14 protein-coding genes are annotated in these 13,798 nt (G+C 55.7%); all 14 read left to right on the top strand.

All coding sequences use genetic code 11. The features are described 5' to 3' along the window. Positions 1-1,516 precede the first annotated feature (1,516 nt). The gene (locus ABHV46_RS06250; RefSeq protein WP_438383730.1) at positions 1,517-3,613 is read left to right on the top strand and encodes a hypothetical protein; all 2,097 of its coding nucleotides are present in this window, start codon (positions 1,517-1,519) and stop codon (positions 3,611-3,613) included. A gap of 135 nt (positions 3,614-3,748) precedes the next feature. Next, positions 3,749-4,159 carry a flagellar basal body rod protein FlgB gene (locus tag ABHV46_RS06255; protein ID WP_438383732.1) on the top strand — a complete coding sequence of 137 codons (411 nt, stop codon included), beginning with the start codon at positions 3,749-3,751 and terminating at the stop codon, positions 4,157-4,159. 22 nt (positions 4,160-4,181) lie between these two features. After that, positions 4,182-4,589 (top strand): flagellar basal body rod protein FlgC, encoded by a 408-nt coding sequence (flgC, locus tag ABHV46_RS06260; RefSeq protein WP_438383734.1) that lies wholly within the window; start codon positions 4,182-4,184, stop codon positions 4,587-4,589. 76 nt (positions 4,590-4,665) lie between these two features. Then, a complete protein-coding gene (gene flgF / locus ABHV46_RS06265; RefSeq protein ID WP_336946215.1) occupies positions 4,666-5,409 on the top strand; it encodes a flagellar basal-body rod protein FlgF in 744 nt (247 codons plus the stop codon). A 177-nt stretch (positions 5,410-5,586) separates the two neighbouring features. Then, positions 5,587-5,934 carry a hypothetical protein gene (locus ABHV46_RS06270; protein ID WP_438383736.1) on the top strand — a complete coding sequence of 116 codons (348 nt, stop codon included), beginning with the start codon at positions 5,587-5,589 and terminating at the stop codon, positions 5,932-5,934. Positions 5,935-6,105: 171 nt separating this feature from the next. Continuing rightward, positions 6,106-7,752, top strand: a complete 1,647-nt coding sequence (fliF, locus tag ABHV46_RS06275) for a flagellar basal-body MS-ring/collar protein FliF (protein WP_336946217.1) — start codon at positions 6,106-6,108, stop codon at positions 7,750-7,752. A 92-nt stretch (positions 7,753-7,844) separates the two neighbouring features. After that, positions 7,845-8,801: a flagellar motor switch protein FliG gene (locus ABHV46_RS06280; RefSeq protein ID WP_438384289.1), complete on the top strand. Its 957-nt coding sequence runs from the start codon at positions 7,845-7,847 to the stop codon at positions 8,799-8,801. A 53-nt stretch (positions 8,802-8,854) separates the two neighbouring features. Beyond that, complete coding sequence (locus ABHV46_RS06285) at positions 8,855-9,580, top strand: hypothetical protein (RefSeq protein ID WP_438383740.1); 726 nt, start codon at positions 8,855-8,857, stop codon at positions 9,578-9,580. A 3-nt stretch (positions 9,581-9,583) separates the two neighbouring features. After that, the gene (fliN, locus tag ABHV46_RS06290) at positions 9,584-9,946 is read left to right on the top strand and encodes a flagellar motor switch protein FliN (RefSeq protein WP_438383743.1); all 363 of its coding nucleotides are present in this window, start codon (positions 9,584-9,586) and stop codon (positions 9,944-9,946) included. Between the two features lie 55 nt (positions 9,947-10,001). Next, the gene (locus ABHV46_RS06295) at positions 10,002-10,322 is read left to right on the top strand and encodes a flagellar biosynthetic protein FliO (protein WP_438383745.1); all 321 of its coding nucleotides are present in this window, start codon (positions 10,002-10,004) and stop codon (positions 10,320-10,322) included. Then, positions 10,319-11,161, top strand: coding sequence for a flagellar type III secretion system pore protein FliP (gene fliP, locus ABHV46_RS06300; RefSeq protein ID WP_438383747.1), 843 nt, complete (start codon positions 10,319-10,321; stop codon positions 11,159-11,161). Before ABHV46_RS06295 ends, fliP begins: the two co-directional genes overlap by 4 nt. A gap of 594 nt (positions 11,162-11,755) precedes the next feature. Next, positions 11,756-13,120, top strand: coding sequence for a methyl-accepting chemotaxis protein (locus tag ABHV46_RS06305; protein WP_438383749.1), 1,365 nt, complete (start codon positions 11,756-11,758; stop codon positions 13,118-13,120). Continuing rightward, positions 13,120-13,413 (top strand): STAS domain-containing protein, encoded by a 294-nt coding sequence (locus ABHV46_RS06310; RefSeq protein ID WP_438383751.1) that lies wholly within the window; start codon positions 13,120-13,122, stop codon positions 13,411-13,413. The genes ABHV46_RS06305 and ABHV46_RS06310 overlap by 1 nt, the downstream gene beginning before the upstream one ends. Then, a complete protein-coding gene (locus ABHV46_RS06315) occupies positions 13,406-13,789 on the top strand; it encodes a response regulator (protein ID WP_336946225.1) in 384 nt (127 codons plus the stop codon). The genes ABHV46_RS06310 and ABHV46_RS06315 overlap by 8 nt, the downstream gene beginning before the upstream one ends. Positions 13,790-13,798: the final 9 nt, after the last annotated feature.

The following is a 13,798-nucleotide window of genomic DNA, read 5'->3' on the forward strand; positions in this document are numbered from 1 at the left end:
TGCGAGCGCCGCAATGTTTCCACTACGCCTGAGGCCTCACCTATCGTCAAGGAAAGAGACCCCGCAATGGCCGCCCTGGCAAGTCCTTCGCTGGGACGGCCATAAAGAGAGTTTTCACCAACACACAATACGCGCATTGTTTACACCGCCTGTTATTATGAAACGATTTATTTATAGCAATGATTATTGAACGATTATCTAATATTGGTATTTGTTTCCGCTTTGATTTTTGGCGCCTGTTACAGGGCTATATCGCTGCGGATTTGCAATCACACTCAACATACTCGAGCCTTACATCACTCGCATTCCGAGCACCACAGAAATGTTGCAAACCGTGCCGAAATTTCAGCAAAACCTCATCACAGGGTTGCACTACAGCCAAGGTTCCGTAACATGGACGGCAACCCGCTGATTTCGGATTACAATCCCCGTCTCTGATATAATCGAAAAAATCGATACCGCCCCTGGATTTTACGTGCTAACCAGCCTGAGAAAATATCACGCAGACTAAAACTCCGTAACAAGCAGAGTGACTTATCCTCGGGTGCTCATCAAAAACCATTAATACGCTTCCCAAGCAGATTTCCTCGTCCGATTAAGCATTGCTCCACGTTCAGACAGTAAGATTTAAAGCGGAATCGATGCCCCTTTCCCGCTGATTTTCAGAGGACGTTTTTATGACTGACATTACAGCCGCTTCAGCTCTATCCAGCTTATTCCATCAGAATTCTGTTAACGCCTCGCATGACGCGTATGCTGCGGCGAGAAGCGGACACAACGATGTTTCCCGGTCCGTAGATAAGGTAAACTCCACCTCGTCGAGCGACTTCGATTCCAGCGGTAGCTTTCTGCACAGCGCCAGTGCCCCCGGGGCGACGTCACCATTAAGCCAGGTCGTAAGCTTTCTGGCCTGAGTGTTCAGGAGAGGCACGAAGGAGCACTGGGTCAAAATTTTCGCTTTATTCCACCAATAAATCATATCGACAACGATTTCGAATCGGTTCCATTAAAGGTGTCCCTGAAAATAAAAAAAATCGCCTTTTCGTCACGTTGCGCACGGTTCGGTGCGGCTGTCCTAGGCACCGTTTTCTCCCTAAACGCGGCTCTCGCTGCGCACGCAGAACACGCGACACACAAGCGTACCCTGCCTCATCCCCACGCGACGGTACCGAAAACCGCTCCATCAAGCAGCGTAGAGGTGGGAGACGACTCACGTCTGACACAGACCGACCTCGTCAACGGCTTGCCTTCCACCTGGCGGGCCAAGTTGCTTGACGTCCCGGTGAGCAGGCCAAGACAAGGCGCTTCAGGAGAAGCGAGCAGCACAGACTCACGCAAACTTGGGAACCTGCCCAATCGGGTAGTGGCTCCCGCATCCGCCTCAGCAGCGGCTTCTCTGTCAGGCTCCGAAAAGGCTCCATCCGATCACGTGTTGTTGCCAATCCCGCCCCAAATCGGGATCGCAGCATTTGAAAGCGGCGATCGTTTTCTGATTGTCGTGGATAATGCGTTTCCCATGGACACGCAGGCTGTTCACGGCACTGGTTTTTTTTCTTCTCTCAGCGTCAGCCTGCTTCCGGATGCTACCCTCATCCAGCTCAAGCGCTCCGATACGCGAAGGCTTTATCTCTCGCAGCAGGCGGATGGATGGGTTCTGGGAGACAAGCCCTCCTCGGTCGCATCGACGCAGGACAATCACGTCATTAACCCTTTATCGGTTGATAATGGCGTATTGTACCCCATGCGCCGCAGCGGTCGCGTTCTGACTGTTGCGGATCCGGATACAGGCGAACGTCTTCTGGTCGGAACATCGCTGCTTGACGACGGGGGAATTCTATCCATGCGACGTGGTCAGGGATACGATGTGTGGCCGACTCTAGAGGGGGTGGTCATCGCGGCGCGCGACCCGGATGTTTCTCTTATCGCGGTCCCATCTGGCCTGCTACTGAACCGGGACGGACAGAAGTTTGAGGACGATGGCCAAGCCGTTTATGCCAATGATGTCGATCTGAAATGGCTGGACCTCCAGGATCTACCGGATCGGGAACTCCTCAAACGCTATCAGACGCGCTTGCTCAATGCGGCTGACTCCCAGCCGGCAGAACGTTTCACCCAGCGCATAAATGCGGCACGGGCGGCTCTGAGCATGGGCGCCTTCAAGGAAGCACGTGGGATTCTTGCGGTTGCACTTCGTGACGACCCCGAGGAAATTGGCCGTCCGGAGGTCAGATTTCTCACCGCTGCGACAGATCTTCTTTGTGGCACACCAGAGAACGCGAGCGCACTTGAGGGACCCTGGCCCGAGCAGCAGCGGCGCGCGCTTCAGCTGTGGCGTGCCCTCTATCTTGAGGCTCTCGACCAGAGCGACGAACGCAGTATCCACCGCCTCGTCCTCGATCTGAACCGCCTGCGCGCCTATCCGCAGCATTTGCGTGACGTGCTGCTTCCCATAGCGGCGGAGGCTATCGCCCGACATGGAGCGACCGCGGATCTGAGCGCGCTGAACACGCTACCGGATGAACCAGCCTATCGCTTTGCGCGGGCTCTTGCGGCTCATCGATCCGGGCAGGTGGACCGCGCCTATAACGCGCTAACCGCTTTGTCGGAAAGCCGCGACATCTCGATTGCCGAAAAGGCGACCGAGGCAAAAATCGGGATCGATCGCGAACGTGGCAAATCCAGTGCCGAGCAGACGGTTAAGGCGCTCGATGAGCTTGTGCTGGATGCGCGTCTGGCAGGGCGTGAGAAGACGCTGCGCCTGATGCAGGCAGAGGCCTATATTCAGGACAAACAGTGGCAGAAGGCCGCCGATATCATCGATTTGGGAGCACCGCCGAGCGGCTCCTCGCATTACAGCACGCAACGCCACAGGCTTATGCTGCAGGCTCTGACCGGCATTGCGGAAGAGGGTTCGCAAGACCTAAGCAAAGCTCAACAGCTGCGAAACGCCGCACTGCTCAAGGCACATTTACCGACATTGCCGGCAAGCCAGGACCGCGCGGCACTTCTAGCGGCCTATGGTGAAATTGTCCTGGCTCTGGGCCTACCGAATGAGGCTTCTCAGGCAATTTCCGACGCAATACCGTCGTTGGAAAACCCTGCAGCCAAGGCGGCTGCTGGTGCAGCTCTGGCTCAGGCCCAGCTTGCGCGCCAACAGCTTCCATCGGCTCTCGATGCTCTTGCGGAGACAGAAAATCCCGACTTGCCGCAAGAGCTGGTCGCCAGAAGAGATATCTTGCGTGCGAGGATTGCGTTGGCTAGCGGTGATCGCCTGAAAGGTCTGAGCATCCTTAAAAATACGCCCACATCGGATGCCCGGCTTCTGAGCGCGCAGATTTTCGAGAATCAGAACGAATGGTCTGCGGCTGCGAACGAACTGCACATCGTTGCCAACGAGGAGATCCACCCCGAAGGCCCGCTCCCTCTCTCGCAGCAGGATCTTGCTCTCAGACTGGCTTCCGACGCCTCACGGGCAGGAGATAAAACTGCATTGCAATGGATATCCGAGCGTATTGGTTCGCGGCGCCTTGACGAAACGCATTCGCGACTTTTCACGCTCCTCGGGCAAAATCCGGATAACGACGCGAGGCTGCGCGACAATGATACGCAGTAAGGACCGGTCTGCGGATATTTTTTGTTACAACCGTGAGTCGTGCTTCTCAAAAGCCGCCTTGCGCAGTAAACTCAGTTCATCTTCGGAAATATTGAGCGGCCAGATGGATGCCGCCATCAGAATGGCGAGATAACCATGCTGCAAGCAGCCTCGGCGCAACTGACCGCCACCAACGCAGGAACCGATGTTCTCGATCTCGCGTCGCAGCGCCTGAAATGGCTGCAGGCCCGAGAGTCGGTGCTCGCTGGCAACGTGGCCAATGCCAATACCCCCGGTTATGTATCGCGCGACGTCCCGCAGTTTGCGGGTGTTCTGAAAGATCATTTATCGGTCGCTCTGGCTCGCACGGACGCGACTCACCTCGCTGGCACAGCACCTCAAAATGCCACGGTCCAGAAAACCGGAAGCAGCTCACTGGATGGCAATCAGGTGGATATCGAGACCGAACTCGAAAAAATCACCGCCACTGACGACCAACAGCGTTTAGCCACCAATACTTACAGTACCTATATGTCGATGTTTTCGATTGCGCTCGGCTCGTCTTAACCCTGACTGGATAGCGTGAATCATGAATTTTTCAGATACAATTGGCATTTCCGCTGCCGGCATGCAGGTGCAGGCTAAACGATTGCAGGTCGCCGCCGAAAATCTTGCGAACTCGGAAACGACCGGGACTTCACCTGGTGCAGACCCCTACCGGCGCAAGACAATCACGTTCAAGGAAATGCTCGACCGTAGCACCGGAACGTCTTCTGTGGCTGTGAGAGAAGTCGGTGAAGACCAATCGGCATTCGAGATGCGTTACGATCCTGCGCACCCGGCCGCAGACACGAAAGGCATGGTGAAAATGCCTAACGTGGATTCCATGACGGAAATTCTTGATACGCATGAAGCACAACATTCATACGAAGCAAATCTTAATACAATGCAAATCACGCGCTCGATGCTGACGCGCACAATCAATTTAATGAAATAACCGGAATTCATGTTGGAAATTCCTCCAAAATTATTACTCATATCTGACACAGCAGTTCAAATCGGGACGGAATATCATGGATAGTACCGCCTATATTGCCCTCTCCCGGATCGATGTCCTGAAGCGGAGCCTCGAAATCACGGCGAACAACCTCGCCAATGAAAATACAGACGGCTTCAAGACTTCACGACAGCTATTTTCGCAATATCTCGCGCATCAAAAGGGGCCGGGTCAGATTGCTGGCGATAAGGAACAGGTCTACGCGCAGGACAAGGCGACGTTTCGCGATGACATGCAGGGCCCCTTGCGCAGCACAGGGAACCCCACTGATGTCGCGATCAATGGCGAAGGCTATTTCGCCGTGCGCACAACGCAAGGCGTGAGGCTCACGCGGAACGGTCAGTTCACCCGGCGCCTCGACGGCACCATCACGGATGGCTCGGGCAATCCGGTTCTGGACCGCAACAGCCGAAATTTGGTGCTGCGTCAGGATAGCGACGATTTCACCATCGCCAAGGACGGGACAATTTCCACACAAGATGGTGCGCTGGGCATGCTGGGGGTCGTCACCGTCAAAAACCCGCAGACGCTGGTCGCAGAAGGGCAGTATCTGCTTAGACCGACAACGCCCACCCAACCAGTCGTCCAGCCGGAACTACACCAGGCGATGCTTGAGGGCAGTAATGTCAACGCGGTTTCAGAAACGACGCACCTCGTGGAAATCCAGCGCGACTACGATCTCACTTTTCAACTGATCCAGACAGAAGCAACCCGACACCAGACTGCGATCGACAAGATCACCGCCGAGCCGACGAGCTGAACTTGTTTCTTCGCCCCCCAATCGACCCTCATCTGGAGACTTTACGTCAGGCGATGAGCAGGTGTGAGGCGAACAAGCAGTGAAAAATGATGTCGCCGCTCAGCTGGGAGGCCACAAGCGAGCACAGCGCGATAGACCAGATCGGATAGAACATAAATCGTGAAGGTGATCCATCGAATGTCGACGAATGTCGCAACGTACAGGCTCGGTCTGGCCGTGCTCTCTTCCCTGCTATCCGGATGTGCAGCGGATGACGTGGTGCGGCATCTGACGGGACGCGAGTGCAACGCGGGCTATATCCAGCAGGGTGAGGATTGGTGCGCCCCAGCCCAGCGTCCTCCCGCTCCTCAGCCTTATTGCACCCAAAGCTGGAACGGCGTGGATTGCTGGAGCAGGCCCGACCTCATGCCCAATGTCGCAAGACAGGTCGCCCAGGGGCCAACCGGACTGACACAAGACCAGAACGCAAACCGGCTGAATCTTCCGCTGAAGCAAACTCCGCCCACCAATGCCTACCTCCCGTGATCTGCGATAGATTGTCTGGCGTGCCTGCCATTGAAGATAGCTTTCACTGCGATGCGTGAATACAAATTACGATAATGGCATCAAAAAATATTACACCACTTCACTATTTTTCCCGGAGCCTCTCTGTGACACCAGCCCCTTTCTACGCTCAGGTTTGACGAAACGCTGTCTATGAAAAACCTTCTGTCATCACTCAGAGGACTGGGCCGAACCAGGCTGATTGCCCTTGGGGCCGCCGGGTTAACACTGCTGGGGTTTCTCGCTTTTCTGATTTTCGGGAAGGCCCAGCAGGCGACCGCGCTGCTTTATGGCAATCTCGACCTGAGTGAAGCTGCACGCATGGTGGAGGATCTCAGCAAGGCTCATATCGCGTCATCCACGTCACCGGACGGCGCAAGTCTCTACGTGCCCCCGAACGATGTTGCGAGGGCGCGTCTGCTTCTCGCAAAAGACGGTCTGCCTAACGGGGGTAGCGTCGGATACGAGTTATTCGACAAGAGTGCGACACTGACCAGCACCCAGTTCGAACAGAACATCAACGAAACCCGTGCTCTGGAAGGCGAACTCGAACGCTCGATCAGGCTTCTACAGGGTGTGCGCAATGTGCGTGTTCACCTCGTGCTACCGCATCGGGATCTTTTCTCGGTGCAGACCAATCCTTCTCAAGCCAGTGTGGTCATCGATATCGGCCGTGCCGGACGTATCGCCCCTGACGGCATACAGGCCATACAGAACCTCGTTGCTGCGGCAGTGCCTGGGCTACGACCGCAATCAATCTCTATCGTCGATACGAGAGGCGACGTACTCGCCAAACCTGGCGAGCCTAATAGCGAAGACGGTCAGGAGGCTGTTTTCGAGAAATTCCGGCACTCCGAGGAAACCAGACTTTCCCAGGCTGTCGAGGAAATGCTCATTCCCACGCTTGGCACGGCTCATGTGCGCGCTCGCGCCGCAGTCGTGATCAATAATGACGAGGTTCACGAGACCGAGGAAAGCTACGATCCGAACCAGCAGGTATTGCGATCACAGCAGACGACCTCGGATAAAAGCGTCAATACGGAAGCCTCTCCCAATACCTCCGTGGCGAATAATCTGCCGAACGCCAACGCAGGACAATCCAATCGCACGGGCTCGAGCGATACGCGCGATGAGGAAACAAATAACTACGAAATCGGCAAACGTGTCCGCGTTGTTACTCAGGTTCATCCCCGCGTCGCCAAGATCAGCGTCGCCGTCATGGTCGACGGCTCCTACGTGCAGGACAAAAAAGGCAACGCCACCTGGAAACCTCTCGATACGGCGGAAATCGATCGTATCACTACACTGGTCAAGACAGCAGTTGGTTATGACAAGGCTCGAGGCGATCAGGTCGAAGTGGTCTCGATGCGGTTCATGCCCGATGGAGGCGTAGAACCGATACCTGCCGGCCCGGGTTTCTTCTCGAAGGATAATCTTCTTTACATTGCTGAATGGGTCGTGCCGATCCTGCTTGCTCTCGGAGCCGGATTCTTTGCCCTGCGACCGTTACTACGCCGCGGCCGCAATGGCCTCCCCGCACTTGTCTCAAACAGCCCAACAGCCCTTGAAGCTCTCAATCGTGAAGGCTTGGGCATGAATAGCCTTGAGGGCGGAACGTCAAACAGCCTCACGCTTCACAGCGGAAACGAAACCGTTTCGCTTGAAGGCGTCGAGGGCAAGGCAAAAGCGGGAATCATCGCAAAGGTCGCAGATCGCATCGATCAGAACCCGGAGGGAAGTTTGAGTGTGATCCGCCACTGGCTTGAAACCCCGGAGCCCAAGCAAGGAGCCGCGTCATGAGCGAGTCCGAAAAAGGGGCAGGCCAGGACCTGAACAAGGCAACCCTCAATACCCCCCTGCTGACGGGAAAACAGAAAGCAGCGGTCCTGTTCATGACGATAGGTCGTGAGCGCAGCGCGAACCTGATGCAGTCGCTGCATGAGGACGAGATCCGGGAGATCTCCATTGCCATGGCTGGCCTCGGCGTCATCCGGGCCGATATGGTCGAGGCTGTGTGCCGGGAATTCATAGAGAATTTCGAGAGCGCCGACGGCCTTGTCGGGACCTTCGAAACGACGGAAGCCTTCCTGCGCAAGACCCTGAATGCCGATCAGGTTGAAAAAATCATGGACGAAATCCGTGGTCCTGCAGGCCGTAATATGTGGGACAAGCTCGGTAACGTGCAGGAATCGATCCTGGCAAATTATCTACGAAGCGAATATCCTCAGACTGCCGCCGTGATCGTCAGCCGTCTTCAACCTGCACACGCTGCACGCGTGCTCGCCCTTCTGCCGGAAGACTACGCCACGGACGTCATGATGCGCATCCTGCATATGGAAACGGTGCAGAGAGAAGTCATCGAAAGTGTGGAAGCGACACTGCGCTCCGAGTTCATTTCGTCTCTGGGGCGGTCTTCGAAGCGCGACAGTTACGAATTGCTGGCTGAAGTCTTCAATAATTTCGATCGCAAGACCGAAACACGCTTCACCGAACTCATGGATCGTGAAAGCCATGAGGATATGGAAAAGGTGAAGGCGCTGATGTTCACGTTCGAGGATATCAGCCGGCTTTCCCAGGAAGCTCTCATGCGTGTCGTCAACGAGATCGATCGCGAGAGGCTGCCTGTTGCGCTCAAGGGAGCATCCGACAGCGAAAGAAAACTCTTTCTGCAATGCATGTCCAAGCGTGCGGGCAACATTCTTCTCGAAGAAATTGCTTCGCTTGGCCCGGTGCGCGTCAGAGACGTCGAAACCGCGCAGGCCGAAATCGTCATGACGATAAAAAATCTCGTCAATTCGGGCGAAATCGACATGAATGATCCCACCGGCGGCGAGGAATTTATCTCGTGACCGCGAGCTTCACACCTTTCCCGCGCCGCCTTCCGCGCGCGGGAGACGAAAACATGCCCTCTGTCGCGGAATCCCCTGCCCCGAAGACAATAACGGCAGGAAAAACACCCCTGTCGCGCCGATTACACGATTTCAGCGCAGTTGTGACACCGCCAGCAACCCTGCCTGATCTTGACGACAGTTCTTCTGATATCCACGAGGAAGAAATTGCACTTCCAACTGTCTCGCTCCTGCAAAGCGAGCTGGATGCTCTGTGCCGGGACGCATTCGAAGCCGGACGCAGTGAGGGATGCGTGACCACGACTGCGCAGCTGGAAAGTGATTTTGCCTCAAGACTGACAGAGATCCACATCGCTTTCGAGAAAGCCACAGCAAGCAGACAGCAGGCCGCCCGTGAAGCCGGTCAGGTTTTCGTCCAGACTGTGCTCGATCTGCTTGTCACGTTGACGCGCCTGCCTGCTGAGGCGCTGCGTGGACTGGAGCACGATCTTTTACAGGATGCCGCCGATCTGATCGGATTATGCGACGATGATGTTATCGTCCAATGCCTTCCTTCAGATGAAGTACGCCTCAGGGCTACGCTCGGTAAGGACAGCAATATCCGCTTTGAGCCTTGTGCAACGGCCGGGGCATCCACTATCAAAATCTTGTCTGGAACACGCACGATTCTCATCGACCCCGAAGATTGGCGTCAAAGCGCCATCGACAGGATCATGACCTCTGTCGGTGCTGCGATCGACAGGGAAATCGACGTCTCCAGAACGACGGACAGGCAATAAACAATGGATATTGAGAACGGAATGGTCGGACTCGAAGACTTCACGTCGGAATCCTTCGGGACCTCGGACGCTTCTGCTGAGACAGCTCCCGCGCAGGACGCCTCTGCCGGGCGCTCGGACGCAGTCTACGATATCCCGGTAAAGATCACCGCTGTCATCGGCACGGCGACGATGCCGGTCAGCCAGTTGCTAAGGCTGGGGCGAGGTGCCGTCGTAGAGCTGAACAAGAAGCTCGGTGAAGCTGTTGATATCTACGCCAATAATCGTCTGATCGCGCGTGGTGAGCTGGTTGTGGTGGACGACAACAATATTGGTGTAACCATGACCGAAATTCTGTCGTCGTCATCCGGGGCACCCCACAAGTAATAGTAAATCATTCGATCAGGCAGGTGCTCTCCGTGACTCTTTCTATACTCGACACATGACGGTGCAGTCTTGGGCCAGCTACGCCACCTCCTTTGCGCTGGTGATCGCCCTAATCTTTCTTCTACGCTTTGCGATCGGCTATCTTCAGCCCCGGCTTGGACGACGAGGCAGAACAGCTCATCTGAGCGTTGTGGAAACCCTTGTCGTCGATTCGAAGCGGCGCCTCACCCTGTTCAGATGCGACCATCGGACGGGTCTCATCCTCATGGGCGGAGAGACCGATCTTTTTCTAGGCTGGGTCAGTCCGGATACCGAGGGGGCTGGTTTGAAGCAGGCAGAAAGTTCAGCCTCATCGTTGCCGGAGGCTTTCCAATGACCACCTCCCTGCCAAGCACCGGTCTGCCAGATATCCAGATGCCCTCTCGGCCATTGCGTTCACACGCGAAATCTTCGACACGCCGAGCCTCTTCGAACGCTCTGGCATTTTCTGTCATCGCGTTCGCCGCTCTGATCTTTCTGGGCTATTCCTCCGTCGCTCATGCCCAGTCGCTGACGCTCGATCTCGGACATGATGGCAGCACAGGCACGACCAGTCGACTGATCCAGCTGACGGCACTCATCACACTGCTCTCTCTGGCACCCAGCCTTCTGGTGATGGTCACGGCATTCACCCGCATCATCATTGTACTTTCATTGCTCAGAGGCGCGATCGGCGCGCAAGGCACACCGCCGAACCCCGTCATCATCGGCCTCTCCCTCTTTCTGACTTTCTTCGTCATGCAGCCGACTTTCGAGCAGTCCTGGAATCAGGGCATCGCCCCGATGATCAACGGGACCGTGTCCGAACTCGATGGTTTGACTGCTGCTGCAGAACCATTCCGCCGCTTCATGATGGCGCATGCGCGTCCGACGGATCTTGCCACGTTTTACCACCTCGCCAATGTCACGCCGCCTCCGCAGGCAACCCAGGCTCCGTGGCGCGTCCTCATGCCCGCCTTCATGGTAGGGGAGCTCAGTCGCGGCTTCGAGATGGGCTTCCTGCTCTATCTCCCCTTCCTTATCATCGACATCGTCACCTCCAGCGTGCTGATGAGCCTGGGCATGATGATGCTGCCTCCGGCAACAATCTCTCTTCCCTTCAAACTCATATTTTTCGTCATGATCGACGGTTGGCAGATGGTGGCCGGTGGGTTGGTACGCAGCTTCGGGACCTGAGGGACCCTCTCATTCAGGCACTGCCGCCACAGCGTACCTGTCCAACCGCCGATTGATATTTTTTAATCATAAGGGGTGCTGCGGGATCAATCACCGCGACCGGGTCGAACAACCCGGTCGCAAAGCGCTTTGCGCGGCAAAACAAGGTCTCGAGCCGGCAGGGTACGCCTGCATGTCGATGTTCGGCCTGAGCCAAGTGTAGCCTAAATCGAGAGTCTCATAATACGCAGTGGGACCCTTGATTTGCTTAACTTGTTTTTAATGCCTTCGTGTGACCTTCAAAAATAAGAGCCCATGTAAGTTTTTAGGGCAATATGACCTGTCTTCTCCACCTTCTTTTATAAAACCCATTGGCAATACGGCTTCTGGACTTACCAGTATTTAATCAGGATTGTGAAGTAGAACACTATGAAGACCTGGCTGTATCTAGAGGCTTCGTTCCGGTCAAAGATCGGAACGGCTGTGTTGTGTATCCAATTATTTTTGCTGGCTCAGCTCCTCTGTGGAATAGGATTTTTTTACGGAGGCGATATCGCCTCCCCCGCATTTTACAGTCTGCTCGCTCTCAGCCTGATTTCTCTCGCTCTCACAGCTATGTTCAGGACTGCGCTCAACCAGTCGATCGCTGAGCCTATCGAAGCTATTCTCGACTTCGGCGAAGCCCTGTCGAAGGGAGATACGCGCACGCGCTCCCGCTTAGCCGATAACCGCGATGAGAGCGGCCGTCTTGTTTCCCTTCTCACACTCTTGCACCTTGCCGGGAACGATCAGAAGGACGGCGCGGATAAGCTCAATATCGCTACGCGCGAGGCCGATGCGCTGAAGGCCCGCGAACTCGCGCGTTCTAAGGAAATCACAGCTTCGGTTATGGCTATCGAGGGCGCGCTCATTGCGGTCGCGAAAGGCGATCTCAATCAGACGATCTCGGGCTCTATTCTCGAAGGCGATTTTGCAAAAATAGCAACCAGTTTCAATGATGCCTGTCAGCACTGGAAGATGGTGCTGACCACTATGGCGAAAAGCTCGGAATTCATCACAACGGGTGCTGCCGAGATCTCGATGGCCTCAGACGACCTCGCACGTCGAACCGAGATACAGGCCGAAAATCTCGGCAAGGCAGCCAATTCGGTCAGAACTATCAGTACCGGCATCCAAATGACGGCCGATGTCTGCTCGGAGTCCAGTGTCGAGACCAAAAAGACGCTGGAACAGGTCAAGTTGGCCACCGAAGTGATGGAGGAAGCCAATAGCGCCATGAGCGGCATCCAGAAATCGTCCAGCGCTATCGGCGAAATCATCTCGGTCATCGACGGCATTACATTCCAAACCAATGTTCTGGCGCTCAACGCCGGTGTGGAAGCTGCTCGCGCTGGCGATGCAGGTCGAGGCTTTGCCGTCGTGGCACAGGAGGTCCGCTCTCTCGCCGAAAAATCTGCCAAATCGGCAAATGAAATCAAGCGTCTGATCTCGGTTTCAGCCGAACAGGTCGAGAAAGGGGTCGGGCTTGTCCATCGGACCAGTCAGTATCTGGGCGATTTCTCCGACAGCATCTCGAATATCGCCCAACGCATCGAAGGTCTGACAAAAACGACCCGCGAACAGGCACTTCGACTCGCCGAAGTGACGCACTCGATCAATGACATGGATCAGGTCACCCAGCAGAATGCCGCGATGGTCGAAGAAGCGACAGCTGCAAGCCATAATCTGACGACCGAAACCAAAAGCCTTGCCCAGACTCTGAGCCAGTTTCAGGTAGGTCGCAAGCCTGAGGCAAAACCCGGCGAACGCAAACCGGTAGCCCCCCCTCCCAAGGCGGCAAGCAAACCACCAGCCCTGCGATCAGTACAGTCCAAGGCCCCAGCGGCGGACGCAAGGCCCTCTCCGGCTTTACCTGCGAAATCTGCGCCCAAACCCGCATTGCAGGTAACGTCTTCTGATCAGGGTTGGGAGGATTTTTGATGTCTGTGCATGCCTCCCCTGACAGCGTGGCGCCCCCTTCCATCATGCTGCCCTCGCGTCTGGACACGGGTAGCGCCCCCGCGCTCAAGGAAATGATCGCGCGCTCTCCCGGATCGGCTCTGGACGGCTCCGATGTTTCCTATCTCGGTGGCCTCTGCCTGCAGGTCATTCTCGCGAGCGCCCGTCCGATCCTCAATCCCTCCGAAAAATTATCGGAAGCCCTTGTGCTTTTCGGTGCCACCTCAGCCCTGCAGGAAACTGCCACAACGTCAGCGAGCCTTCGACATGACTGATAACCAGACTTTACGTGTCCTTACGATCGACGATTCCCGAACAATGCAGAGCATGCTTCGCACTGCACTTGAAGGAGCTGGATACGATGTCATTCAGGGAAATGACGGTGTCGAGGGAATAAGTGTTCTTGAAGAGGCAAGTCCGTCGCCGGCTGTCATCATCACCGATATCAACATGCCGAGGCTGGACGGTTTCGGCGTAATCGAAGCAGTTCGAAAAATGGACAGGTACAAGCACCTGCCAATTATCGTTCTGACCACGGAAAGCGACCAGGAAAAAAAGGCGCGTGCCCGCGCCGCCGGTGCTACCGGCTGGATTATAAAGCCTTTCAACTCCGACAGCCTTGTTTCAGCCATCCGGCGCGTTACCCAATAGAAAAGCGGG

This window comes from Asaia sp. BMEF1 (assembly GCF_051628905.1).
GTDB lineage: Bacteria > Pseudomonadota > Alphaproteobacteria > Acetobacterales > Acetobacteraceae > Asaia.

Excerpts from the sequence above, each read along its gene's own strand:
- ABHV46_RS06250 (WP_438383730.1), top strand. The coding sequence starts at position 1,517 with ATGGACACGCAGGCTGTTCACGGCACTGGTTTTTTTTCTTCTCTCAGC.
- ABHV46_RS06255 (WP_438383732.1), top strand. The coding sequence starts at position 3,749 with ATGCTGCAAGCAGCCTCGGCGCAACTGACCGCCACCAACGCAGGAACC.
- flgC (WP_438383734.1), top strand. The coding sequence starts at position 4,182 with ATGAATTTTTCAGATACAATTGGCATTTCCGCTGCCGGCATGCAGGTG.
- flgF (WP_336946215.1), top strand. The coding sequence starts at position 4,666 with ATGGATAGTACCGCCTATATTGCCCTCTCCCGGATCGATGTCCTGAAG.
- ABHV46_RS06270 (WP_438383736.1), top strand. The coding sequence starts at position 5,587 with ATGTCGACGAATGTCGCAACGTACAGGCTCGGTCTGGCCGTGCTCTCT.
- fliF (WP_336946217.1), top strand. The coding sequence starts at position 6,106 with ATGAAAAACCTTCTGTCATCACTCAGAGGACTGGGCCGAACCAGGCTG.
- ABHV46_RS06280 (WP_438384289.1), top strand. The coding sequence starts at position 7,845 with ATGACGATAGGTCGTGAGCGCAGCGCGAACCTGATGCAGTCGCTGCAT.
- ABHV46_RS06285 (WP_438383740.1), top strand. The coding sequence starts at position 8,855 with ATGCCCTCTGTCGCGGAATCCCCTGCCCCGAAGACAATAACGGCAGGA.
- fliN (WP_438383743.1), top strand. The coding sequence starts at position 9,584 with ATGGATATTGAGAACGGAATGGTCGGACTCGAAGACTTCACGTCGGAA.
- ABHV46_RS06295 (WP_438383745.1), top strand. The coding sequence starts at position 10,002 with ATGACGGTGCAGTCTTGGGCCAGCTACGCCACCTCCTTTGCGCTGGTG.
- fliP (WP_438383747.1), top strand. The coding sequence starts at position 10,319 with ATGACCACCTCCCTGCCAAGCACCGGTCTGCCAGATATCCAGATGCCC.
- ABHV46_RS06305 (WP_438383749.1), top strand. The coding sequence starts at position 11,756 with ATGTTCAGGACTGCGCTCAACCAGTCGATCGCTGAGCCTATCGAAGCT.
- ABHV46_RS06310 (WP_438383751.1), top strand. The coding sequence starts at position 13,120 with ATGTCTGTGCATGCCTCCCCTGACAGCGTGGCGCCCCCTTCCATCATG.
- ABHV46_RS06315 (WP_336946225.1), top strand. The coding sequence starts at position 13,406 with ATGACTGATAACCAGACTTTACGTGTCCTTACGATCGACGATTCCCGA.